The sequence below is a fragment of the Natranaerofaba carboxydovora genome, assembly GCF_022539405.1.
Taxonomy (GTDB): Bacteria; Bacillota; Natranaerobiia; order Natranaerobiales; family Natranaerofabaceae; genus Natranaerofaba; species Natranaerofaba carboxydovora.
This window is the reverse complement of sequence record NZ_CP054394.1, coordinates 2,117,809-2,141,009: the sequence shown is the minus strand read 5'-3', so window position 1 is coordinate 2,141,009 and position 23,201 is coordinate 2,117,809. Positions and strand designations below refer to the sequence as shown.

Annotated in this window: 25 protein-coding genes and 3 pseudogenes; 22 read left to right on the top strand and 6 right to left on the bottom strand. The window is 33.6% G+C overall.

Going from position 1 to position 23,201, the window contains the following annotated elements:
- Window positions 1-251 precede the first annotated feature (251 nt).
- Window positions 252-1,982: a methyl-accepting chemotaxis protein gene (locus ACONDI_RS10220; RefSeq protein WP_241078446.1), complete on the top strand. Its 1,731-nt coding sequence runs from the start codon at window positions 252-254 to the stop codon at window positions 1,980-1,982.
- Between the two features lie 270 nt (window positions 1,983-2,252).
- Window positions 2,253-4,622, top strand: a complete 2,370-nt coding sequence (locus ACONDI_RS10215; protein WP_241078445.1) for a PAS domain S-box protein — start codon at window positions 2,253-2,255, stop codon at window positions 4,620-4,622.
- A 6-nt stretch (window positions 4,623-4,628) separates the two neighbouring features.
- On the opposite strand, the gene ACONDI_RS10210 is transcribed toward ACONDI_RS10215, so the two are convergent.
- A complete protein-coding gene (locus ACONDI_RS10210; protein WP_241078444.1) occupies window positions 4,629-6,599 on the bottom strand; it encodes a sensor domain-containing diguanylate cyclase in 1,971 nt (656 codons plus the stop codon).
- 114 nt (window positions 6,600-6,713) lie between these two features.
- Entirely contained in the window at window positions 6,714-7,088 is a 375-nt protein-coding gene (locus ACONDI_RS10205; protein ID WP_241078443.1) for a desulfoferrodoxin, read from the bottom strand.
- Between the two features lie 320 nt (window positions 7,089-7,408).
- Here ACONDI_RS10205 and ACONDI_RS10200 point away from each other — a divergent pair, with 320 nt between their 5' ends.
- Entirely contained in the window at window positions 7,409-7,996 is a 588-nt protein-coding gene (locus tag ACONDI_RS10200) for an RNA polymerase sigma factor (RefSeq protein WP_241078442.1), read from the top strand.
- Entirely contained in the window at window positions 7,986-8,804 is an 819-nt protein-coding gene (locus ACONDI_RS10195) for a hypothetical protein (RefSeq protein ID WP_241078441.1), read from the top strand. Before ACONDI_RS10200 ends, ACONDI_RS10195 begins: the two co-directional genes overlap by 11 nt.
- 98 nt (window positions 8,805-8,902) lie before the next feature.
- Here the strand turns inward: ACONDI_RS10195 and ACONDI_RS10190 are convergent, their stop codons facing one another.
- The gene (locus tag ACONDI_RS10190) at window positions 8,903-9,136 is read right to left on the bottom strand and encodes an LDCC motif putative metal-binding protein (RefSeq protein ID WP_241078440.1); all 234 of its coding nucleotides are present in this window, start codon (window positions 9,134-9,136) and stop codon (window positions 8,903-8,905) included.
- A gap of 242 nt (window positions 9,137-9,378) precedes the next feature.
- Here ACONDI_RS10190 and ACONDI_RS15845 point away from each other — a divergent pair.
- A pseudogene (locus tag ACONDI_RS15845) lies at window positions 9,379-9,540 on the top strand (molybdenum cofactor biosynthesis protein MoaE); the annotation flags it as partial.
- A 307-nt stretch (window positions 9,541-9,847) separates the two neighbouring features.
- Here the strand turns inward: ACONDI_RS15845 and ACONDI_RS10185 are convergent.
- Window positions 9,848-10,072 (bottom strand): hypothetical protein, encoded by a 225-nt coding sequence (locus tag ACONDI_RS10185; RefSeq protein WP_241078439.1) that lies wholly within the window; start codon window positions 10,070-10,072, stop codon window positions 9,848-9,850.
- Window positions 10,073-10,127: 55 nt separating this feature from the next.
- Here ACONDI_RS10185 and ACONDI_RS10180 point away from each other — a divergent pair, with 55 nt between their 5' ends.
- The 17 genes and pseudogenes from ACONDI_RS10180 (at window position 10,128) to ACONDI_RS10095 (ending at window position 22,440) form a co-directional block, all read left to right on the top strand.
- The gene (locus ACONDI_RS10180; RefSeq protein ID WP_241078438.1) at window positions 10,128-10,367 is read left to right on the top strand and encodes a 4Fe-4S binding protein; all 240 of its coding nucleotides are present in this window, start codon (window positions 10,128-10,130) and stop codon (window positions 10,365-10,367) included.
- Between the two features lie 137 nt (window positions 10,368-10,504).
- Window positions 10,505-11,230, top strand: a complete 726-nt coding sequence (locus ACONDI_RS10175; protein WP_241078437.1) for a hypothetical protein — start codon at window positions 10,505-10,507, stop codon at window positions 11,228-11,230.
- Window positions 11,231-11,437: 207 nt separating this feature from the next.
- A pseudogene (locus ACONDI_RS10165) lies at window positions 11,438-12,488 on the top strand (RNA-guided endonuclease InsQ/TnpB family protein).
- Window positions 12,489-12,742: 254 nt separating this feature from the next.
- Entirely contained in the window at window positions 12,743-14,557 is a 1,815-nt protein-coding gene (locus ACONDI_RS10160; RefSeq protein ID WP_241078435.1) for an InlB B-repeat-containing protein, read from the top strand.
- Window positions 14,558-14,632: 75 nt separating this feature from the next.
- Window positions 14,633-15,511, top strand: coding sequence for a protease complex subunit PrcB family protein (locus ACONDI_RS10155; RefSeq protein WP_241078434.1), 879 nt, complete (start codon window positions 14,633-14,635; stop codon window positions 15,509-15,511).
- Window positions 15,512-15,555: 44 nt separating this feature from the next.
- Window positions 15,556-16,011, top strand: coding sequence for a YaiI/YqxD family protein (locus ACONDI_RS10150; RefSeq protein ID WP_241078433.1), 456 nt, complete (start codon window positions 15,556-15,558; stop codon window positions 16,009-16,011).
- 259 nt (window positions 16,012-16,270) lie between these two features.
- A complete protein-coding gene (locus ACONDI_RS10145) occupies window positions 16,271-16,531 on the top strand; it encodes a hypothetical protein (RefSeq protein WP_241078432.1) in 261 nt (86 codons plus the stop codon).
- Between the two features lie 68 nt (window positions 16,532-16,599).
- Complete coding sequence (locus ACONDI_RS10140; RefSeq protein WP_241078431.1) at window positions 16,600-16,911, top strand: retropepsin-like aspartic protease; 312 nt, start codon at window positions 16,600-16,602, stop codon at window positions 16,909-16,911.
- 268 nt (window positions 16,912-17,179) lie between these two features.
- On the top strand, window positions 17,180-18,043 hold the full coding sequence (locus ACONDI_RS10135) for an ABC transporter permease (protein ID WP_241078430.1): 864 nt from the start codon (window positions 17,180-17,182) through the stop codon (window positions 18,041-18,043).
- An 811-nt stretch (window positions 18,044-18,854) separates the two neighbouring features.
- On the top strand, window positions 18,855-19,694 hold the full coding sequence (locus ACONDI_RS10130; protein ID WP_241078429.1) for a hypothetical protein: 840 nt from the start codon (window positions 18,855-18,857) through the stop codon (window positions 19,692-19,694).
- Window positions 19,695-19,821: 127 nt separating this feature from the next.
- Window positions 19,822-20,214, top strand: a complete 393-nt coding sequence (locus tag ACONDI_RS10125; RefSeq protein WP_241078428.1) for a DUF6608 family protein — start codon at window positions 19,822-19,824, stop codon at window positions 20,212-20,214.
- 64 nt (window positions 20,215-20,278) lie between these two features.
- Window positions 20,279-20,857: a hypothetical protein gene (locus ACONDI_RS10120; RefSeq protein WP_241078427.1), complete on the top strand. Its 579-nt coding sequence runs from the start codon at window positions 20,279-20,281 to the stop codon at window positions 20,855-20,857.
- 36 nt (window positions 20,858-20,893) lie between these two features.
- A pseudogene (locus ACONDI_RS10115) lies at window positions 20,894-21,055 on the top strand (GntR family transcriptional regulator); the annotation flags it as partial.
- Window positions 21,056-21,135: 80 nt separating this feature from the next.
- On the top strand, window positions 21,136-21,354 hold the full coding sequence (locus ACONDI_RS10110; protein WP_241078425.1) for a hypothetical protein: 219 nt from the start codon (window positions 21,136-21,138) through the stop codon (window positions 21,352-21,354).
- An 89-nt stretch (window positions 21,355-21,443) separates the two neighbouring features.
- Entirely contained in the window at window positions 21,444-21,764 is a 321-nt protein-coding gene (locus ACONDI_RS10105; protein ID WP_241078424.1) for an ABC transporter permease subunit, read from the top strand.
- A 50-nt stretch (window positions 21,765-21,814) separates the two neighbouring features.
- The gene (locus tag ACONDI_RS10100) at window positions 21,815-22,132 is read left to right on the top strand and encodes a hypothetical protein (protein WP_241078423.1); all 318 of its coding nucleotides are present in this window, start codon (window positions 21,815-21,817) and stop codon (window positions 22,130-22,132) included.
- On the top strand, window positions 22,132-22,440 hold the full coding sequence (locus ACONDI_RS10095) for a YbjQ family protein (protein WP_241078422.1): 309 nt from the start codon (window positions 22,132-22,134) through the stop codon (window positions 22,438-22,440). The genes ACONDI_RS10100 and ACONDI_RS10095 overlap by 1 nt, the downstream gene beginning before the upstream one ends.
- A gap of 58 nt (window positions 22,441-22,498) precedes the next feature.
- Here ACONDI_RS10095 and ACONDI_RS10090 read toward each other — a convergent pair whose 3' ends face one another.
- A complete protein-coding gene (locus ACONDI_RS10090; protein WP_241078421.1) occupies window positions 22,499-22,951 on the bottom strand; it encodes a type II toxin-antitoxin system VapC family toxin in 453 nt (150 codons plus the stop codon).
- Complete coding sequence (locus tag ACONDI_RS10085) at window positions 22,948-23,160, bottom strand: hypothetical protein (protein ID WP_241078420.1); 213 nt, start codon at window positions 23,158-23,160, stop codon at window positions 22,948-22,950. Before ACONDI_RS10085 ends, ACONDI_RS10090 begins: the two co-directional genes overlap by 4 nt.
- Between the last annotated feature and the right edge of the window lie 41 nt (window positions 23,161-23,201).

The window sequence follows — 23,201 nt, the reverse complement described above, 5'->3', positions numbered from 1 at the left end:
GTTAATATTTATATCGGCTGAAACTAATTTCTCCTTTACCTTTTTTTTGGCCTTTCTAGTCTAGCTTCTATAAATATTATAAGATATTACAATTTGTTTTTATAAAAAGATAAAAATTAAAAGGAAGTAAGTGGTTTTTGTCGAAAAATATGTAAAGACGTTTTCAATTTGTGATATCGGGCGTTGATTTTTTTGTAACATATTAAAAATTTAATTATAATAAATTATTTTTTAATGGGGGTATTAATTTTATGAGTTTTAATATTAGAGGAAAGCTTCTATTTGGTTTCGGATTAGTTCTATTGCTACTTTTTATAATAAGCATAGTAAGTTATTATATGCTTTCAAGTGTTACTGAAGCTAATGAAGAAGCAGCAGAAAGTATGGAAACAATTGTTCAATCAGTAGAAACCGAGGTAGCCCATCTTTCTTGGACTAATGAGCTGGCTGATACGTTTATTCTAGAAGAACAATTTGAAGGTGAGCTAGATTATACCGAGTGTACTTTTGGAGTTTGGTTTTATGAGACAATTGATTCTGATGAGTTCGAGCAAACACCTCAAGATTTTCAAGAGGCTTTTTTAGCTTTGGAGGAACCTCATGTTAATTTGCACACCTCTGCCGAAGATATAGTGCAAATATACAATGAATATGGACCTGATTCTGAGGTAGGACAGGAGAATGCGAGGGAAATATATACTAATGAGACACAGCCAGCTCTTGAAGAGATAAGACAAAATTTAAATCAGCTAGAGGAAATTCTTTATGCCCAGAGGGATGAGCTTAATCAGTCGGCGAGTCGCCAGGAAAGCTTTGCCCAAACTGTAATTATTATTGGTTCTATAGCCTCTTTGATCATTGGTATAGGAGCTGCTGTTATGATAAGTAGAAATATTTCAAATCCAATAAATGCTTTGAAAAACTCTATTGATAAGATGGCTAACTCCGATTTTTCTGCAGAGGCGATTCAAGAAACAAAGAAATTTTATCAAAGAAAAGATGAAATTGGCTTAATCTCTAAAGCACTTGATAATATGGTCTACAATATATCAAATTTAATTAAAGGAATTAATAGTCAGGCAGAGCAAGTTGCAGCTTCTTCTGAAGAACTTACAGCAAATAGCCAGGAAACATCTAAGGCTGCAAATGAAGTATCAAAGGCAATAGAAGACATTTCTGAAGGAGCATCAAATCAAGCTTATGAAACAGAGGAAACCTCCCAAAAAACCGAAGAACTTGGTTCATTTATCGAAGAGAGCCAAAACTATTTAACAAATTTGAACAAAGCAATTGAAGAAGTTGATAAATTAAAAGCAGAGAGCACAGAAGTGCTACAAAACCTCTATGAAAAAACTAAAGAAAGTAATGAAGCTACAAGTGAAATACAAGAAGTTATAAACGATACCAATGAAAGCACCAAAAAAATAGAAGAGGCTAGTGGGCAGGTTGCTGATATAGCCGAACAAACCAACTTGCTTGCACTTAATGCTTCAATTGAAGCTGCCAGAGCAGGAGAATATGGTGAAGGCTTTGCAGTTGTAGCTGATGAAATTAGAAAATTAGCAGAACAGTCAAATGAGTATTCGGATAATATCTTCAAGATAGTTAAAGATCTCTCGGACAAAACAACTAAAGCCGTATCTACTATGGATACAATGAGTGAAACATTTGAGTCACAAAATGCAAGCGTAAAGGATACTGGAGAAAAGTTTGAAAGTATTTCAAAATCTATAGAACAAACCAATGAGTTAATCAATCAATTGAATGAAGTTAGCAACAAAATGTTAGATAATAAAAACGTAATTGTAGAAAAAATACAAAATTTAACTGCAATTGCAGAAGAAAACTCATCTAATACTGAAGAGTCATCTGCTTCTATGGAAGAGCAAAATGCTTCTATGGAGGAAATATCAAAAGCAAGTGAAAATTTGGCAGAACTAGCTCAAAATATGCAGGAAGAAATTTCAAAGTTCAAATTATAAATAATAACTAAAGGGCTAATTTATTACTAAAATTGATCCTATAGACCGAGTTGGTCTAGTGATATTAAACCTTGATAATTTAGTTTCAATATAAAAAGACTTCATAGAATTTGCTGAAGTCTTTTTATGTTGTTACAAATGAAGAGATAAAAAGGAGAATGAATGTTATTACTAGAAATACATCTTATAGAAATAAATAAAATTTGTATTTCTAGTTTTTTATTTGTTGTTGATTTTTTGTAAAGAAGTTTTTAAGGATTGGTGATTAAAATGTCTGGTGAACAAATTAACAATAACTTAAAGAAATTTAAAGCTTATATAGATGAAGCTCCGATTGGTGTATTTGTTGTGGATAGAGAAGGTAATTATATTGAAGTTAACAAAGAAGCTTGCAACATGACAGGCTACTCTAGAGAAGAACTTTTGAACCTGACAATAAAGGATGTAACTGCTCCTGAGACTTTTGCTGAGGGGATGGAGCATTTTAACGAGTTGGTAGAGACGGGTCGTTCGGAGAGAACTTTTATGGCAAAGCGAAAAGATGGGAGCCTTTTTTGGGAGTATATGTTAGCTGTTAAGATAGATGATAGCCAGTATATAGGTTTTGCAAGGGATATAACAAAGCAAATACAATTTGAAAGGGAAATAAATTATCAAAAAACATTATTTAATGGTGCAATAGAAGCTTTTAAACATTCGTTTTTGTTAATAGATATAAAAGATTATTCTATACTTCTTGCAAACAAAGCTTCAGGGATAAAAAATAAAGAGAGTATAACATGTCATGAATTAACTCACGATAGTGAAGTGCCCTGTAGTGGAGATGAGCACCCCTGTCCAGTAGAGATTATCAAAAAAACAAAAGAACCTACAAGAGTAGAACATATCCACTATGATAGCAAAGGAAGAGAACGCTTAGTTGAAGTACTTGCATATCCAGTGTTTAATGATGATGGTGAGTTAATACAAGTGATAGAAACGGTGTTTGATGTTACCGAGCGCAAAAAGGCAGAAAAGTCACTTACAATGTTTAGAAATGCTTTAGATAGCTCAGGGGATAGTATTTTCTTAATAAGTCACCCTTCCTTAAAAATTCTCGATGTAAATGAAACAGCCAGTTACGAACTTGGCTACGGTAAAGAAGAGCTACTTAATTTAACCCCATTTGATATAAAACCATATATGTCGGAGAGCGAATTGAAGAAAGAATTCGATGAAGTTATAAATAACATTAAAAATAGCAATGCAGCGGGTAAACTCAAGCACGGTCGAAGCTTTGAAACTTATCATCAAAGAAAAGATGGCAGTGAGTTCCCTGTAGAAGTATCCATACATCTATCTGAGACAAAAACACAGGAGAGTGAATATTTGTTTGTAGCTTCTGTTAGAAATATAACAAATAGAAAAGAAGCTGACAAAAAACTATCAGAATACATCGTAGAAACTGAACTAAAGAATATGGAGATTGAAGAACTCTATAATATGCTTGATGAAGAAGTTAATAAAGCTAAACATATTCACAAAAGGATGCTTTTGGGTGATTATTCTGAAGTAGACTCACCTAAAGAAGTGACCCTAGAAAGCCATTTTTACCCAGCTCAAAGTCTAGGTGGCGATTTTTATAATTTTATCAAAACAGATAACAACAAATTTATTATTTATCTATCAGATGTTTCTGGTCACGGCCTAGATGGAACTATAATAAGTGTTTTTGTAAAAGAAACAATTGAGAGTTATGTCACGTTAAAACCTGATGATATATGCCCTGATAAAATTATGCATCATATTAATAGGCAATACCGCAAACATAATTATCCTGATGACTATTTTGTCTGTGTTTTTTTGGCGGTATTAGATTTAGAAAAATATGAGTTAAGCTATAGTTCAGGTGGGATGCAATTCTCACCAATGGCAAAACTAGGAGATGGCAAAAAAATCACCTTGAAAAGCCAGGGGCTTCCAATATCTTCAGCAATTCCAAAAGAGTTGATAAGCTTTAGTAACGAGGTTATTACTTTAACACCTGGCTCCACAATACTATTTAACACTGATGGAATTTCAGAACAGGTAAATTCTGATGGTGAAGCTTACGAAAAAAAATTAAATGATGTTTTTTATAATTACTGTGATTATCCACCCGAGCTATTAAAAAACGCCATTAATAAAGATTTTATGGAGTTTAATGATGGTTCCCTTCAGGGTGAAGATGATATAACTTACGTTATTATGCAAATAGAACCAAAAGATAGAAAGTATTATTATTGGGAGATAAATAGCAGCCCTCAAGGGATAGCCGAATATAACTCTGTGATCTTTCCCCGAATTCAGGCTTATGCCAAAAACTCTGCCTGCTTTCAAGGGTTACTAGAACTAGTCATAAATGCTATCGAGCATGGGAACAAGTTTCATCCTGACAAAAAAGTTCATATAGAAGTGATAATCGCAGATAAATATATTTACGCTAGTGTTGCTGATGAAGGTGATGGCTTTGATTGGACAGAGAAAATCTACTGCAAAAAAGAATTAAACTGTGAAGGAGAAAGAGGTCGAGGGATAAAAATGACTCGGATAATGTGTGAAGGCTTGTTTTATAACACCAAAGGTAATAAAGCATATTTGATTTTGGAAAGATACAGATAATGTTTTTTAAGTTATAGCTACATATCTCACCCTGTTTCGCCCTTCATCTTTGGCCATGTATAATGCTTTGTCTGCTGTGTTGATCAAATCTTCTGGTGAAAGGTTCTCGTCTGGGATCATAGTCGACACGCCAAAACTTGCAGTGACATATTTATATACTGGAGAGCTGATGTGTTCAATTTTTAGCTTCTCAATATCTTTCCTCAGATGTTCTGCCACCTGCAAAGCTTCATCTTCAGCCATATTCGGCAAAACAACTACAAATTCTTCGCCTCCATAGCGTGCTACTAAATCACTTGCTCTGTTTAGCGAATCTTTTAGAACTTTTGCTACCATTTTAAGGCATGTATCCCCTGCACTGTGTCCATAATAGTCATTGTAATATTTAAAACAGTCAAGATCTACGAAAATAAGTGAAATAGGGTTTTTGTCTCGAAGAACTCTTCGCCATTCTAAATTCAAAACTTCGTCAAAATGCCTGCGGTTCGAAATACCTGTTAAAGGATCTATAGTAGAAAGCTGCTTTAGGGTTTTGTTGGCCTCTTCTAGCTCTTCGGTTCTTTCCTTTACTTGTTTTTCTAGATTTTCATTTAGTTCTTTTCTGTAATTTGATATTTCTTCTTCTTTGATCAAAGCATTGGAAAACCTTTTGCCAAGAACTAAAGAGTGGGAAAATACAAAAATAAGTTGTCCATAAGAAGATAAATTTCCCCTGGTAATTATAGATCTTGCAATACTATTACTTTGATCACTAAACCAGGTGCTCAAAAAAATTGCATCATGAAAAGTAGTTATAAATAAAGCAAGTGCACCAATAACAATGTAATTAGCTCCCTCTTTTTGTTTGGAGATTATTTTTGCAAGGGCATAAGTTAAGTAAATAATCATTACAACGGTGAAAACTTGATATATCATATTGTAGTTAGTAAAAACTCTTGCAGAAGTAAAAAGTACTAAAAGACCAAAAAGCACCCCCATAACCTGACATATTCTTAAGAAAAAAGTTGAAATATTCTCAGGAAAAGCGGACTTAAAAAACATAAAAATCAAAGGCACACCAAGATAGTAGCTAAGGGTTTGAAGCTTATGGGCTAGCTCCCAGTCCAAATCAGGAAACAGCTCAATGAGAAATATCTCTCCCACCAAAACTGTCCTCAAAGCAACTAAAATACAGAAAAGACCAAAATATAACGATGCTAATTCTTTTCTTCTAAAGCTAAACAAAAAGATCTGATAAAGTCCCATGCTTAATAAGCTTCCAAAGATAAAGATTTCTGCAGCTATATTATAATTTCTAAGAGAAATGATATCTTCAGTACTGCCAAGAGTTATACTTTCTAAGACACCTCCACTACGGTGACTAAAATTAGATACCTGAATTATTATCTCGTTGTTTTCTCTTTGCTCAAAAAAAGCTACCTGGGGAAGATATTGCGGTCTACTGTCTTGTATGTTACTACCCACAGTACCAGCAGATGCAATTAACTCATCATTTACCCAAATGTTATAAGAAGTTAAAACTCTGGGAATCTTTAGGCCTAAGAGGGGGTTGCTTTCGCCTGCAGTTCCTGTATTATCTGTAATTAGATTAAGTCTATATGTGGCATAGCCTGTGCCTTCTAGCTCATGGTCATCTATCAAAATACCATTCCAGGCTCTTGGAAAGTTGATATACTTTTGATGAGAATTCTCCGAACTCTTTTCTTGAGTTGTTTGTAAGCTAGCAAAATCTTTTGGCTCTAATAGCTCATTCCAATAAAATTCCCACTCACCGTCTATAGAGATTAAACTATCACCTGGTTGCCAGCTGCTCAAATCTAAGACAGCAGCTGTGGCTGCTGTCGGGTCATTACCATTACTGCTTGATGCCAAAGTATAGTTAGAATTATTAATAATTAGATAGCTTGTGAAAACAAATATAAGAATTACTATTATAAATAAGTAAAATAACTTGGGATAATTCATAACTTTTTTCACATAGCTATCTCCTCTCTGGACTAAAATATTAAAATATTTGGTAAAATATATTTTCTTTAATTATATTATACAAAGAAAAACCCCTCATTGCGAGGGGTTTTTGTAGACTTTTTCTTACGTGCTCCAAAGATCATGCAGGTTACAGTATGCTCTTGCCTTAATATCGCTACCTGAAACATTGAATACAGCTACCGGTTTGTCTCCAGGCTTCAAGTTTTGTCTATATACTTTGTCATCTACTAAGACTTCTATCCAGGTAATATAATGATCGTCATCCATTGGATGCTCGGCACTTCCTACCGTAACAGTAACCTTATCTCCCTCAACTTCTTTAACAGGAACATGCTTTTCTAGTGAAGCATCTTTAGTGTTTTCTTCTAAAAGTTCCATATTCTCGCCACAGCAGACCAACTGACCTTTACCTCCCTGTAATACCTCAACGATATTCCCGCAGATGTTACACCTATAAACTTCATTAAGCTTTGCCAATTAAAATTCCTCCTTTAAATTTCAAAAATCAAACTTATTAATAATTATTCTAAATAATAATTCTAAATAAATCAAGAAAAACCTTTTTATAATGTAAAAAATATCAACAGATTTCTAATTTTCCTTGGGATAAAGAATTAATTTTGTATAAATGTAGGTATAATTGAAAAGGAAAATTATATTTTATCAACGAATGAAGTGAAAATACATTCTTAAAAATAAAAATTATGAAGGTTCTTTTTTAATTAGTGTAACCTTTTTACTTTTTAATTCCTCTATAGTGTAGAAAAAGGACAATAAAAAATAAAAGGAGGAATAAAATGGATGACATCGCATTTATTGTTGAAAAATGCAAAGATGGAGACATGGATGCTTTTGAAAGATTGTTTATGCAGTTTAGCGATAAAGCCTATAGGACAGCTTTTTTGATAATACGAAATGAAAAAATTGCAGAAGATGCAGTGCAGGAGGCGTTTATTAAATGTTTTAACAGAATTCATCAATTAAAAGATCCTGATGCCTTTCAGACCTGGTTATATAGAACTCTAGTTAGGACCTGCTGGGATTTGGTAAAAAAAGAAAAGAAATATGTGCCTTTGGATGAAGGAAACATTCAGGTTTCAAAAAAAGTTAGTGATGTAGATGTATTTCTCACTAGGGATATAATCCGCAAGTCCATGGGGAAACTAAAACCTTCTCATAGAACAGCTTTAGTCCTTTATTATTTTAATGGACTAACAACAAAAGAAATGTCACAGGTTCTTGGTTGTAGTACGGCAGGAGCTAAGACGAGACTACACCGAGCTCGTAAGAAACTTGCTTATCTACTTAAAAATGAAGGGGTGAACCCCTATAGTGAAGAACTGGGCGAAAATTATTTTGAGGAGGGGAATATTAATGTTAGATAATAATAATTTTGACCCAAGACTTGAAGAGGAACTGAAAAGCACAATGGATGAAGAAGTCGATGATAAATATATATCTGATATTTCATGGGAAAAGGTGAAAAACAATATAGAAAAAAAGCCCAAAAAGAATCCTAAAACTATTCTTAAAAAGGCTTCTGCGGCAGCATGTCTGACAATTCTTATGACAGGGTCTATTTTTGCAATGTCTAGTGAAGCTAGGACATGGGCTAGTAACAACTTACCTTTTGGGAGTGTAGTTGTCTATCAAATAGAAGAAACAGACGATGGGTACGAAGCCCAAAAAACCGAACAAGAATTTAATAAAGTAGAAATTAATGAAGAAAAAGTTGAATCAGCAAAAGTGCCAGAATATGATACCTTCGAAGAGGCTAGGGAAAATACTTCCCTTGATATAAAATCTCCACAAAAACTGCCAGAAGACTATTCTCTAGAGTATATTGCAGGAGGAGATCATAATTCATCTGTTGAAAGAGAAAATGTACGGATGCGCTATGAAAATACCGAAAGTGATGATGCCGAGAGACTGACCCTTATTATTTCGAATTATCCAAGAAGAGCGGATGTGGACGAAGATAAAGTGATTGATGAAGTTTATATCAATGACAAAAAGGTGAGAATAATTGAATATCCAATCTTGGATACAGGCAAAGTGGGAAAAGATGAACCAAAAGTAGAAATCGGCTATCAGTTGGTTTGGCAGGAAGATGGTCAAGAATTTGAGTTTAGGGAGTATAAGAGTGGATTATCAAAAGAAGAACTAAAAAATATAGTAAGATCAGTAGAGTAAATATTAAGACCAGTAGAGTAAAAATGACAAAAAATTATCGGTGTTTTTCACACCGATTTTTTTATTACTATAAATTTTTGATCCCGAGTTACTTTAGATTAACACTGGGCGGATGGTTCGCCTAAGTAGCAGATATCGCACTTTGGAGTGTTGATTGAATCAGCAGCTTTCATTGCCTGAATAACAGAAGTACTTGGTGGGGTTGTAGGTTCATGACTTGGCAGCTCGGAAACAACTCTCGCACTGCTGTTGTACATTTTTTGATAATTAATTCTTCCTTTCCCAAACTCCCTTTCATTCGCCTTTGCCAACCTATCTAAAAACCTTTTCATTTTAAGCACCTCCATTTAATTTATACAATCTCAATAACCATTGATGATTATATTTTGATTGTAAGCTGTATTATAACAAGGCGAAGGCTATTATGCAATAGGTTTTATTAAAATTTTTAAAAAAAATGAAGATTTATCTAGTTGATTATAGACAGTCAAATTTTTGTCAACTTCATTATTTCTGCAAGGTGAGATATGTTTTAACTAGAAATATTTAAGGCGGATAATTTCAATATCTTAGTTTCCATGTCAGGGTTTGGCTTAATAAAGGTCAGCTCGAAGTTGGTGACGACATCATGTATGTGATGATAGGGGGAGATATTAGGCCGCACGTCATTGATGCCTTGGAACTTTTAGTGGGAAAACTAAAAAATGAATGTGTTAGCGAAACTGAACAAAAATAAACATAAACGGGATTCACCAAATACTCTAATGTTAGGAGAAAAATTATGAAATTAATTGATATAAATAATATGCTATCTAAATTTATTGAGCAAACTAATCTTAATAAAGTAGAGGAAAAAGACATAGGAAAGATTTATGAAAAAAGCTGTTAATCGGTGTTGCAGATGCTAATGATTTATTATTCGATAAACTTAAAGATTCTCAGGTAATTGGCCCTAATCATAAGTCTCCTAAAGAATGGCTTACAAATGCAAAGTCTGTAATAACATATTTTTTACCTTTTTCCTCACAAATACGTAAAGCCAATCACAAATCAGGACTTCCTGCAGCCGAATGGTTATATGGACGTTTTGAAGGTGAAGACTGTAATATAGGTTTACTAAAATATCTCACTAAAGAATTAAATAATTCTGGAGAAAAAGCTGTAGCCCCTATATTAGATACTACTTTTAGAGATGAGGGTGTCAAAAGCAACTGGTCTGAAAGACATGCTGCATTTATAGCAGGACTAGGAACATTTGGTTTAAGCAAATCTCTTATTACTCAAAAAGGGTCTGCAGGCCGTTTTGGTAGTGTTATAACAACTTTGGAAATAACTCCTACTACAAGAGAATACGAAAAAGTATATGAATATTGTACAATGTGTGGTGTATGTATTTCTCGTTGCCCTGAAAAAGCAATAACAGAAGAAGGTAAGGATAGTAATGTTTGTAAAAAATACTTTGATGAAAAAATATATCCTGAATATTTCCCACGTTACGGCTGCGGAAAATGTCAGACGGCTGTACCCTGTGAAAAGACAAACCCTAACAAGAAAAAATACTAAGGGAAAGTTATAAATCAAAAAATTAGTCCAACAAAATAATGTCTTTAAAACTTATTGTTAAATATTGGTCATCTTTAAGTTTCTATCCCTGAGCTAACAGGGTATATTTTTTGATGATTTTAAGCGAGGTGGTAAGAGTGTTAGGAAGAAAATTAGCTTATTTAGTAATAGTAATAAGCTTAATGGTTTTAACAGTTTTTGTGACAGGCTGTGCTCCAGAGGAAAAAGGTGAAGAGTACGGAAAGAATGATAAAGAAGAGATAAAAGAAGAAACAAAAGAAGAGTTTAAAGATGAATTATCTAGAAAAGAGTCTAGAATAGAAAATCTAGAACAAGAGTTAGAGTCGAAAGAGCGTCAACTTAATATAGCTAGATTTTATTCAGGTGTTTTGCTTGAAATGGCTCAAACTGAAGGTGTAAGAGCTCATGAGGTGTTATCGGAGGGAAAAATTTACGAACTACAGCATGAAAGTAATTTGTGGGATGTTGAACTTCAGGTTAATGTTCCAGAAAATGACAAAAGCAAAGAGAAAGAATTTTCAAGCGATGGAGAGATAACAATCGACAGTTCTGAATTTGTTTTACATTTTTCAGGGGATATAGCACCAGCATCTAACGCTGATTTAAGTGCTGCAGGAATTGGATCACATGAAAATTGGTTATATAGTTTAAACGATATTGAAATTTTGGATGAAGAAAAAGTCCATGATGAAAAGGCTGCAGAAGGAGCAACTGGATTTTCGATAGGTTATGAATTTGAAAATATTTCAGATGGTAGTAGTATCGAGGTAGAGATAACATCAGAAGTGAAGGATTATTTTGGATTGGATACAAGCAATTTAATCATTAATGTTGAAAAATAGTATAGATTGTTGGGATGATGTATTTTATCCGATTTTTACAGTATTAGGGCGAAAAGGCCACGGTTTTCAATCGTGGGATGAAAGCCCATTTTTTTATAAATTATCGTGCAGTGCAAAGAAAAAACATATACAATAGAATTATGAAACAAGAATATAGAACAACTAAAACTACCGTATCATTAATCAACTAAACAAGAGGGTGAACTTATGGAAAAAACAGCGCAGATCAAACTACTACCAACAAAAGAACAAGAAAAACACCTACTAGATATATCAAAAGAATACATAAAAACCGTCAATACCCTGGTATCTAAAATAGTACAAGCTAAAAAAAGCATTAAATCTATCATCAAAAGATGTCCAAGTACCGATGCCAAGTGCTGTCAAAAATCAAGCAATCCGTGATGCAAAAAGTGTTTATCGTAGATCCAAAAAATTAAAAAGAGTCCCTATTCTAAAAAAGCCTGTCTGTATATGGAACAATCAAAACTACAAAATCAAAGAAAACACCACCTGATTTCCAGTATTTATCAATGCTAAAACAAAGCGTATAGCCATAAAAGCCGTATTAACCGAATATCAAAACGAGCTACTTAAAAACAAACTGGGCACACTGCGCATCACAAAGAAATCAAACAAATGGATAGCCCAAATATGTGTAACACTACCAGACCCTAAACCTAAAGAAACAGATATAATAATGGGCGTAGACTTAGGCCTAAAATCTCCAGCAGTCGCAGTAACAAGTACCGGCAAAACAAAATTCACCGGTAACGGCAGACAAAACAAATATATTCGTAGAAAATTCAAAACAAAACGACGTGAACTAGGAAAAGCAAAAAAATTAAATGCCATCAAAAACCTCAACGACAAAGAACAACGCTGGATGAAAGACCAAGACCATAAAATCAGCCGTAAAGTGGTTGACTTTGCAATACATAATAAAGTTTCCATCATTAGATTAGAAAAACTATCTAATATCAGAACCACGGCAAGGACAAGCCGTAAAAACGAAAAGAACCTTCATGCATGGTCTTTCTATCGTCTAGCATCATACATTGAGTACAAAGCGAAATTAGCAGGCATATTAGTAGAATATGTAAACCCTAAATACACCAGTCAAACATGTCCTGTATGTGAAGTACTAAACCAAGCAAAAGATAGAAAATATCGATGCACCTGCGGTTTTAGTTCGCACAGAGACCGGGTAGCAGGGATGAATATCATTCATGCACCTGTGATAGATGGAGCAGCTTAAACTGCAGTCTATCAGCCCATACTGCTATATGCACTGGTATGGGAAGGGTACTGGCATACCCTTGGCTTGGGAGCTGTCCAAAGCAGAAATGGATTGAGGACGGTAAGCTACCCAAGAATCCCACGCATTTATGCGTGTTGGAGTGTCAACCTGTATTAACAGAATATATTTTAGAGAGTTAGAAGTTTTGGAGATGATAAATAACTGGTGTATAGAAATGATCTTTTTGAATACTTTGGGGTGAGGTGGTTAAAGTGTCAGTAAGAAAATTAGCTTATATATCAATAGTAATAAGTTTAATAGTTTTTACAATCTTTATAGCAGGCTGTGCTCAAGAGGAAAAAGCAGAAGATGAACAAGCTAAACAGGATGAAGATGAACCAAATGAATACAAAGTAGAAGTAAAAGCTGGTCCAGAAGATGCAGGAGAAATTAAAGGTGAAGGAACTTATGAAGAGGGAGAAGAGGTAACTGTAGAAGCTGAACCAAAGGAAGGTTATGAATTTTTAAAATGGGAAGAAGACGGGGAAGAAGTTAGTGAGGATCAAGAATATCATTTTACAATGGAAAAAGATATAAAGTTACAGGCAGTATTTGAGACAGAATATGATTCGGATAAGTTTGAACAAATAACAACAGAAACAGATGATGGTACTATTAAAGAAACTATCATGGGAGCAAATTTATTAGATGAATTAGACCCTGTTAAATCAAATGCATTAACTGACGAGCCATTTTATGTAGGGGAAAATTATATTGCTCAATCTGATGAAGAAGAAGGTGACTTGGTCATCTACCAAAAAGATAGTTTAGAACATTTTGATACTGTAGAAGGAATAGTTACAAAAGAAGGAAATAATGAGAAATGTCTAATTATTGAAGATCAGTTGATTTATATCCCAAATACCGGTCAAAAAGCGCATTTTTATAGTCTCGAAGAGGGTCAAGCTTTAAAAGAAAATAAATTAAATATACAAGATTTAGAATGGGACATACCAGAGGATTTAGAGAAAGACGAGAGTGGAAAATTCTTTATAAACATACATGACAATCTACACTTTCAAACTAGTGTTATAGAAAATTACCTATTTCTTTACGCAGATCATTCTTGGATAGTAAGGCATGAAGAGCCACCCAGGGCTGAAAAACCTTTTTTAAAAGTATTCGAAATATCTGAAGATGGATTTAAAGAAAAAGATATTAATTTTGAAGAGGAGTTTGAAGTGGCTCCGTTAATTACAGATATAGCAAAATATGATGATAATACCGCTATTATAGCTAGTGGTGATAAAGGATTTAGCCTAATAGATTTAAACAATTTCTCTTTAGAACATTTAGAAGCAGGTGGCACTAAACGCGAGGGTGAAGTCCCTAACGAAGGTGATTCAAACTTTGTGTCCCATAAAATTATGGGGCGCAATGAATATGGCATTTTACTTACTAAAAGTGAAGTGCCAATACATGCCTGTTCCGCTAGAAGTATAGAAATATGGGCTCCGGATAGCAATAAATCTCTTGATTTAACAGCGAGCACTGTACAGCACCTTCCCGGTGGCTTTGAAGAGGAAAAGGATGATGTAATGCTGGTAGGTGCCATCCCAGATGAGAAAGGGATTAAAAACAATTTATGGCCTACTAATATGACTGAATCTGAGCAAATTGAGGAAGGCGAAAGAAGATCTTCATTACAGATATCTGCTTTTGTAAGTTTAGATAATGATGAAGTGATGAAAGATGTTGGTGAAAATAATTCTAAATTGAGTGAGTATCTACACAAAGAATTGGATTTTGCCCAAATTTTAGATAATGGAGAGATTGACCAACTTCCGGTTATTACAAAAGATACAGATAAAGGTCACTTACACTATACATTTGACGATTCTCGCCCCTATATTGAAGCACCAATTTTTGCGTTGGCTAATCTAGAAGAGAATAGCTTAGATATAGAATTGGTTTATCTTAAAGATAATACTAAGCTTATCCAAGTTGACCCTGAAGATCATGATATTTACTTAAAGAGAGACGAATCTGTTTATCAGATAGAGTATGATTCTTTGTTTAGTCATTAGAAATAAGTGTTAAAGCAACTTTTTTTAATTTTATTCGTCTTGATAGATGACAAATCTTATAGGAGGGGAATTTTTATGGGTAAAATTATTCTAAGTAAAAACAAGCTGTGTATAAAAGTATTAGTATTAGTACTAGTTTTGCTTTCGCAAGGGGCATTTGCCTATGGGGAATCACTTGAAGCGGAGGGTGAGAAAGATTTAGAACCAGGTGCAGTTTTAGAAATGAAAACTGAAGAATTTGAAAAAGGGAAAGAGATAAAATTTGATATTAAAAATGTAGGGGAAACGGAATTGACATTTGCCAGGATGTTTGAAGTAGAATATTATAACGAAGAAAGTGAAAATTGGGAAGCTATAGAATTAGATATTGTTTGGCCTCAAGATATGATTATGCTGCTCCCGGGAGAAAGCCATACTCAAACACTTAATCAGGACAACTTTGCCCAAGAGGCTAAAAAAGGTTTGTACAGAATCAACAAAGATATTCAATGCTTTGATACGGGAAAAGAATTTGAGCTGCAGGAAGAATTTGAAATTATCCCCAAAACATCAAAAGATGAAACCATCGAAGGGACCCAGGACGATATTACTTATATATACAAAAATGGAGAACTAAAACTAGATTGGGGAGAAAAAAACACAGGGGGATATGAGATATCAATTGAAGATTTTTCTATAGATGATGACAAGCTTATAGTAGACTATGCTCTCACATCTCCGGGGGATGCTCCCGTAATACAAGTTATAACACACCCTACTGATACTAAAACTATACCATCAGAGATGAGAGAATTTGATGAAATAGAACTAAATCTTCTAGAGCATAACAAATTAGATGAAGAAGAAAAGTTGGATGAAGAAGAAAAAGAAGAAAAAGAAATAAAAGAAGAAAAGAATAAATTATTTAGCCTGATATTAAAGTTATTTCGTTTACTTTCTTTTGATCTAAAATAGATACCGGAGGATAATATGGAATTTTTAAAGGATTTGATGCTTTTATGAAGATACTAGTGGATGCAGATAGCTGCCCTGTAAAAGATATTTTGTTTCAAGTGGCTAAGGAATACTCTGTCGAACTGGTAGTTGTAAAAAACTTATCCCACGATATTAATAGCGACTATGCAGAAATCATTACAGTAGATAAAGGTAGAGATTCTGTGGATTTTGTAATAGTTAACAAAACTAAAAAGGGTGATATAGTTGTAACCGGTGATTATGGATTGGCTTCACTTGCTCTATCAAAAGATGCTATAGTTATTCATCCAAATGGTTGGAAGTACACAAACGAGAATATAGAAAGCTTATTGATGAATAGATATATTAACCAACAAGTACGCCGAAAAAATGGCAGACATACCAAAACACCAAAGAGGAAAAAAGAAGATACTATCAAATTTGAAAAATTGTTAAGAGAGATAATATCTAAATTGCAAAGTCAAGGAAATCAAGAATAGATATGGTTTAGCAATAAGTTAACAATAAGCTCTATGAGTTAAGCGGCTAAAGTTCCAAATTTTTAAGGAGCTACAAGGCCGCTTGATTTTTTAGTAGTAGTCTTCTAAAAATTGTCTCCTTCTTGTTTAGATATTTCAGATGGGTATTTTTAATAATAATTGCCCGGATTCCCAAAAAGGATATGATATAATAGGTTTCTATGTTTAAATAAGATGATATAATAAAGGTGAATAGTATAAAGAAAAGGGGGAGAACCTAATGAAATGGAAAGAAGTTCGAGATAGCTACCCTGAGAAGTGGCTAGTTATTGAGTCTATATCAGCAAGAACAAAAGATAATAAAAGAATTGTAGAAGAATTGACAGTGATTAACTCATTCGATGACAGTAATGAAGCATTAAAAGAATATATTCAATTGCATAAAAAATATCCAGATAAAGAGATGTATGTTGTTCATACTTCTCGTATTGAATTGGATATAGAAGAGTTAACTTGGACAGGAGTTAGGACAGCGAGATGAATATGAAATTGAAGTATGGACTATCGTTTGTTAAAGTTGATTTAAAACAAGGAGACAATAATAAATTATTGTCTAATGTTTTAGTAGATACTGGAGCGGCGTCTACTTTATTATCAGCAGATGTAGCTATGAATCTAGGTTTAGGACCAAATCCCGAAGACAAAATATACACTATTAGTGGCGTTGGAGGCAATGAGTTTGTATATGAAAAGAAGATAGAAGAAATAAAGTTATGCAATCTTATACTTACAGAATTTTTAGTTCAAATTGGTGCCATGGATTATGGTCTTGAAATAGATGGTATATTGGGAATGGACTATCTAATACAAAGTAAATCAGTGATTGATACATATAATTTATATATTTCAAGTAGCAATTGAAAGAGATAACTTTGATAACTTTACATAACAAGTTTGAGATAATATCCAGGCTGGATAAATAAAGAATAAATATTTTTTAGTTATAAGTTAATAATGAAGCTTTATAATTTAAGCGGCCAAAGCTCTAACTTTTTAAGGAGCTACAAGGTCGCTTAATTTTTTAAAAAATTAAGTATATCTTGTGCTATAATATTAAAGGTTAAGTCAACAAAAAAGGAGATATGATAAGTGAGCATAGTATTAAATGTGAATGGTGTTACAAAAGAATATGGATATGATGGCAATTGAACATCTTGGAGTTATATTTACACAAGTTCTACAGCAATACAGGGGAGAGCAGCTTGGTTTAGATGAAGGGGAGGTTTCATATTTAACAGGGAGTGTAGAGCTTACTACTACTGATTTAGAAGCTGATAATGATGAAACAGTTGATGGTGGATTTCTAATGGGAGAAAACTTAGTTCCTTTATTTTTTGGTATTTTGTTATTTGTTCTAATTATGATGACATGTTCTATGCTGCTTCAAAGTGCCCTGCAGGAAAAACAAAATAAAATGTCAGAGATAATTCTTTCTTCAGCAAAGCCTTATCAATTCATGTGTGGTAAGATTATCGGTGATTTTCTTCTGGGGATATTCCAGATGGGTGTTTGGATTTTGTTAGCGCTTCCTATAGTGATTTATTTTACTGATTGGCCGGTCCTTGAGATGATCTTGGGAGTTAATATTCCCTTGATACTTTTCTTTGGCTTATCTGGTTATCTGTTTTATGCTGCAATTTTTGTTGGGCTTGGTGCCACGATGGAAGATATGGGGAGTGCAAATAACTTTCAAGGGGTAGCTATGGCACTTCCTGCACTTTCCTTAATAATTATGGGGCCTGTAATGAGTGACCCTACTGGAACAGTTGCCACCGGTGCATCTTTATTTCCTTTCACCTCACCGATTATCACGATTATGAGGATGGGAATAACTGAAATACCCTTATGGGAACTTCTATTAAGCGGTATATTGTTGATAATTTCGATAGTTTTGGTCATGTCTATAGCAGCAAAATTATTTAGGGTTGGCATGCTAATGTATGGCAAAAATGCAACTATCCCTGAGATAATTAAATGGATTAGGTATAATTAATTAAGAGAAACTTTGATGGTGGGGTGGATATTATTAGAAGATATTTTGTATTAAGCACTATTATTACACTAATCTTTACATTAATCATACCAAGTAACCCAGAGCAATCAACAGCTATATTGCGATATCAATATGGCTTTCCTATTAACTATATAACATTTTTTCAGACTGAATCTTCAAGTATATGGTTTGGGGGTAACTTTTTTAACGGTAATGCAGGATTGTCTATAAATCCAGCGATTCTACTAATTAATATACTAATCATATATTTTATTATTAAATTTGTGGTAAAAATCTTTACAAAATTGCAGTTCTCATAGTAGGAGAACTGCAATTATTTTATGTGAAAAACATGGTGAGCGACTAGAAAAGCGTAGCATGAGGGCGCAAATATATGAAATTATAAGAATATTGATTATATTTTCTTCTCAGGGAAATAAATGATTTATAATTGCTAAATTTCGTTGCTCGCAGCAAAATTATGTGGTATGATTATAAATGTAAGCAAAGGAAATATATTCATTAAAAAGTAAAATACTGTAAGAATTAACAGCGGAGTTGAAGAGTTTATGCCAAAAATGCTAGAGATTAAAAAAATCCAATTAGTGTATTTATTTTTGTAATGATGGGACACATTTTTTGGAGGAGGTGGTATTATAGTGGACAATATTCCTGCTATAGTAGGAGGATTTTTGGCTGTCTATCTATATATTCAGTGGAAAAAGAAGAGAACAGAGAGAACTGATGAAAATAAAAATAGCTAAAAGTGGATACTTAAATTGCCTATAGAAGTATAATTGGAGGAATAAAAATGCAGAAAAAAATAATAGGAAATAAAACTATAATGCAAAAGACAAAATATAAACCAGCCTTTATTCTTTCCGTCATTATTGTCATTTTGATGGCTCTTGCTTCTATGGGAGGTATCTTCATAAATGACCTTTACCAAGATAACTTCTTGGTTATTTCAGGATGGTTTGGAAATGATTTAGTAACGCTACTTTTAGCAGTGCCTTTATTAACTTTATCATTAGTTCTTTCAGAGAAGGGCTCAGAACGAGCACAGTTGGTATGGTTAGGGATGTTATTTTATACCCTTTATAACTATGCTTTTTATCTTTTTGGTGCAGCTTATAACAGTATGTTTTTGATTTATGTTGCACTATTTACTCTTTCGATTTTTGCTCTAATCCTTGGTGTATCATCTATTAATGTTAAGGTTATTGCACAACGGTTTTCCCCTAATACTCCAGTGAAAAAAATAAGTGGATTTATGGCGATTGTTGCTTTTTTGCTAGCTGTTTTTCATGTCGTTTTATCACTTAGATACGTTTTTACCGGGCAGGTTCCAGAGTTCATCATTAATCTAGAACAGACTACTAATTTAATATCTGCATTGGATTTGTCACTAACAGTTTCATTTGGTTTCTTAGGAGCTGTGTTGCTTTGGAAAGGTCAACCATGGGGATATGTTATAGCAGTGATATGGAATGTTAAGAGTGCTGTTTATTTGGCTGCACTGTCCGCAGCTACTGTGAGTGGCTTTTGGGCCGGTGCATCAGATAGTATTGCTGAACTAGCATTATGGGGACCTATCGCTATAGGTTGCTTAATATCTTTAGTAATCTTATTAAAAAATATTAAATCCTAAAGACAATTCTTCCACATATGGGTCCTACAGGACCCTATTTGTTTAACTCAAAGTAGTTTTTAATCGGGAATTTTCCTGGCACTGAACTGGTGGAGATAGCTTTTTAAGGATAAATTCAATAGGAGAGATGATTAGCGTTATGCGCATTAACCTTAACTTGAAAAGCACCTTAATTCTTATCTGTGTTGTTTATACACTGCTTACCATTACTAGCTCTGGCTATGCACTTTTGGTTGGAATTACCACGGCGACGCATTTTCACTTATTGGCCCGCTTTGCAGTAACAGCTATCGGAATTGGCAGTATTCTCATGTTTAATTTATTTCCCCGCTGGCCTCTGTGGGTAATGTTTGCATTGCATTATACTGCAACCATGGGTATCATTTTTTTGCTGATGTGGGTTAGTAGTTTTTTTATAGAACTGCACCCTGATGCTTATCGCGACATTTTTTTTAACTTTACTCCAATTTATTTGTTGATTGCAGCTATCTTCGTAATTAGAAACAAATTTAGAAAGTAAGGTTTGATTATAATACAGGAATTATACTATTTTGCCAGGAGTACATTACAAGGAGAGATTTAAGATGAGATTCAAAGAGGATTTTAACAAGAAGAAAGGTTTATCAGTAGTTCTGGTGTTTTTATTTTCTTTGATGTTGTCAGTGATATTTGTAGGAGAGGGATTAGCTGAAGCCAAAGATGAAGTAAAAGCACCTGAAAAAAAGATATTAGAATTGGAGTTAGAAGGTATCTCCTACGAGATAGAGCACTCCCGTTATATCAGTGATATGGGCTATATTATTTATATTGATCAGGAAAGATATGAACTAATAGAACATAACAGCACAGAAAGAATTCAGAGTAAAGATAGACCTGAACATTTGCCTGAGGTTTATATGGAAATATGGAGAGAAGAAACAGAGCCAAAAGTCTTCTCAAATAAATTAGAGAATAAGTTAAAGGATACCCATGGTGATACAGTAAAAGTTGAGGTTGTCAACAGCCCTGTAGATGGTATACGACTAAGTGGGGGGAGTTTTGATACTTTTTGGGAGTATTATTATCTAGTGGATGGTCCTCAAAATGATAGTTTTGTTATTAAACAGAGAATTCCGGGAGGAGAATCTGGTTATTTTGAAGGCATGTGCCCCGTTGGAATTTAATGCTAGAAGAATTAGAAGTTTTAAGTGATCGACCTAATGATGAAAAGAGTGCCGATTTTTGTACATATAAAAGAACAGATTAAAAACGCAATAGCCGGAGGAGTCCTTGAAGAAGGTGAAAAACTTCCTTCTGTCAGGGAGTTATCTAAAGACCTGACTGTTAACCCTAATACTGTTTCAAAAGCTTATCAAGAGCTGTTGGGATTATTGACAAAGGAAGACTTATAAAGCTAAAAAACATTGATGAAATTAAAACCAATGAAAAGATAATTAGAGTGGTGTTTCAGGGGAAAGTAGAACCGGAATTTTTCGAGTACCCTGGTATAGAAAAAGTAGAAACCAAAGGCAGCTCTTATATAATTACTGTTTCAGAAAACTTTGATGAGATATATCAGCGGTGTAAGGAGAGACCTACTTTCACCATAGAAATAATCGACCAAAGCCTTGAGGAGATATTAATTGATAGAGGTACCAAAGGAGGGAAGCAGAGTAGATGAAGAAAAACCTTTTTCTAAAAGAACTAAAGGAAAATAGATGGATTTTGATTATTTGACTATTATTTACCATAGCAAGCGGTGTGATAATAGTGTATTCATATAATTTTGTTGAACTTTTAAATATTGAGGGGATTTCAGAGCAGCTTGAAGGGGACTTTGGGATTCTTGGGGGCATAATCGAAGAATTTACGCTACTTTTTGGAGATCATACCACTTATATCTGGAGCCAGTGGCATGGGAATAACCTTGTGCAGATAGGTGCAATATTATCTATAATACTTGGGATGGGTGTAATAGCAAAAGAAACTTCCAAAGGGACAATAAGCTTTCTAGTCAGCAAACCAGTAAGTAGATTTGAGATTTTTACAACAAAAGTGGCAACAGGGGTTAGATACTTTATGGAATTATAATAACAACTACATTAATAATTGTTTATTTGGCTATGTTAACTGGTTTAGAAGTGGATGAAACAAGGCTAATTATAGGAATTGTCCCTTCGCTTATTGGGTTCTTGCCTGTTTATTTTACGGCTATCTATTTTTCAAATAAGTTTGATGAGTCAATAAAGGCTGGACTCTTTAGTGCTTTGATATGGGGAGGGATTTCACTTTTTGGTTTCTTTGAAAGGACAGAATTTTTATCTCCTTTTTATCATATACGGGCTTCTAATTATTTTGCCGGTGAAGGTTTTCCATTTTTAAGTTTGTTTTTGTTGGCAGTGGTCTCACTATTAATTTTTTATGTTGGATATAAAAGTTTTGAAAGGAGAGAGTTCTAATGGAAATGTTATTAACAACCACAGATGTGAAAACAGATTATGAGGTTCTTGGAATTGTTAGAGGAAGTAGAGTGAAAGCTGTCCATTTGGGCAAAGATATCAGAGCTTTTTTGAAAGGGATTGTTGGAGGAGATGTATCGGATTATTCAAAGCTAATGGAAGATACACGTGAGAATGCCGTCAATGACATGGTAAAAGAAGCTGAAAAGTTGGGGGCTAATGCTATTATTGGAATAAGATTTAGTTCTTCTCAGATAGCTTCTGGTTCTTCTGAAATAATGGTTTATGGTACTGCTATAAAAATATAACATGCAAAGCGACCACCTAATTAATGATAGTCGCTTTTAAAAGAGCTAGGATTTGCATTTATTTAAGTTTAAAAAATATATTTATTCCTATATCTTCAGCAATTTTATTAAGTGTTTTATCGGCACAAACGAAATAACAATTATTTTCACTAATTTGTTTAAAAGCTGCAAGTTGTAAAGCATCTAAGGTTCTAATTCCCATTTTCATACCATAAGATTCGATGATTTCCATTGATGAATCCTTCAGATGGTGAGATACAAAAGAACCTACTAAAGTAAATCTTTTTTCACAGTCTTGCAAAAAAATATTTTTGGCTGTACCTAAAGCCTTTTGATTTATTTCATGGGTTCTATACTTTTTGTATAATGTTGAAATAAACTCTAGTTTTGTAAGTTGTGATATAAAAATCTTATTTTTTAAGTTTTCATATATTTTTTCGACTTGTGGTGTTCCTACTTCTTTGTGGTATATTTTAATTATAGCAGAAGTATCAAAAAAATAAGAATTCATATTCTTTCCTTTCTTTCAGATGATATATCATCCGCCCATGAGCTTTCTGACGAAGATAGCATTTTCTGAACTTCTTTATGGGAAACTTTTGCATTATAACCTTTAATATCTTTCTTTTGCTTTAATGAGTTAATATATTCTAATACATCTTGTAACAAATGAGGTTCTAACTCATCTATATTAGATTTAATTTTTTCTTTTAAATCCATTTGCTTTTCCTCCTTCTATCTAAGGATCATAAAAACAATAT

Excerpts from the sequence above, each read along its gene's own strand:
- ACONDI_RS10220 (WP_241078446.1), top strand. The coding sequence starts at position 252 with ATGAGTTTTAATATTAGAGGAAAGCTTCTATTTGGTTTCGGATTAGTT.
- ACONDI_RS10215 (WP_241078445.1), top strand. The coding sequence starts at position 2,253 with ATGTCTGGTGAACAAATTAACAATAACTTAAAGAAATTTAAAGCTTAT.
- ACONDI_RS10200 (WP_241078442.1), top strand. The coding sequence starts at position 7,409 with ATGGATGACATCGCATTTATTGTTGAAAAATGCAAAGATGGAGACATG.
- ACONDI_RS10195 (WP_241078441.1), top strand. The coding sequence starts at position 7,986 with ATGTTAGATAATAATAATTTTGACCCAAGACTTGAAGAGGAACTGAAA.
- ACONDI_RS10190 (WP_241078440.1), bottom strand. The coding sequence starts at position 9,136 with ATGAAAAGGTTTTTAGATAGGTTGGCAAAGGCGAATGAAAGGGAGTTT.
- ACONDI_RS10155 (WP_241078434.1), top strand. The coding sequence starts at position 14,633 with ATGGGTAAAATTATTCTAAGTAAAAACAAGCTGTGTATAAAAGTATTA.
- ACONDI_RS10150 (WP_241078433.1), top strand. The coding sequence starts at position 15,556 with ATGAAGATACTAGTGGATGCAGATAGCTGCCCTGTAAAAGATATTTTG.
- ACONDI_RS10145 (WP_241078432.1), top strand. The coding sequence starts at position 16,271 with ATGAAATGGAAAGAAGTTCGAGATAGCTACCCTGAGAAGTGGCTAGTT.
- ACONDI_RS10135 (WP_241078430.1), top strand. The coding sequence starts at position 17,180 with ATGGATATGATGGCAATTGAACATCTTGGAGTTATATTTACACAAGTT.
- ACONDI_RS10130 (WP_241078429.1), top strand. The coding sequence starts at position 18,855 with ATGCAGAAAAAAATAATAGGAAATAAAACTATAATGCAAAAGACAAAA.
- ACONDI_RS10125 (WP_241078428.1), top strand. The coding sequence starts at position 19,822 with ATGATTAGCGTTATGCGCATTAACCTTAACTTGAAAAGCACCTTAATT.
- ACONDI_RS10120 (WP_241078427.1), top strand. The coding sequence starts at position 20,279 with ATGAGATTCAAAGAGGATTTTAACAAGAAGAAAGGTTTATCAGTAGTT.
- ACONDI_RS10095 (WP_241078422.1), top strand. The coding sequence starts at position 22,132 with ATGGAAATGTTATTAACAACCACAGATGTGAAAACAGATTATGAGGTT.
- ACONDI_RS10090 (WP_241078421.1), bottom strand. The coding sequence starts at position 22,951 with ATGAATTCTTATTTTTTTGATACTTCTGCTATAATTAAAATATACCAC.
- ACONDI_RS10085 (WP_241078420.1), bottom strand. The coding sequence starts at position 23,160 with ATGGATTTAAAAGAAAAAATTAAATCTAATATAGATGAGTTAGAACCT.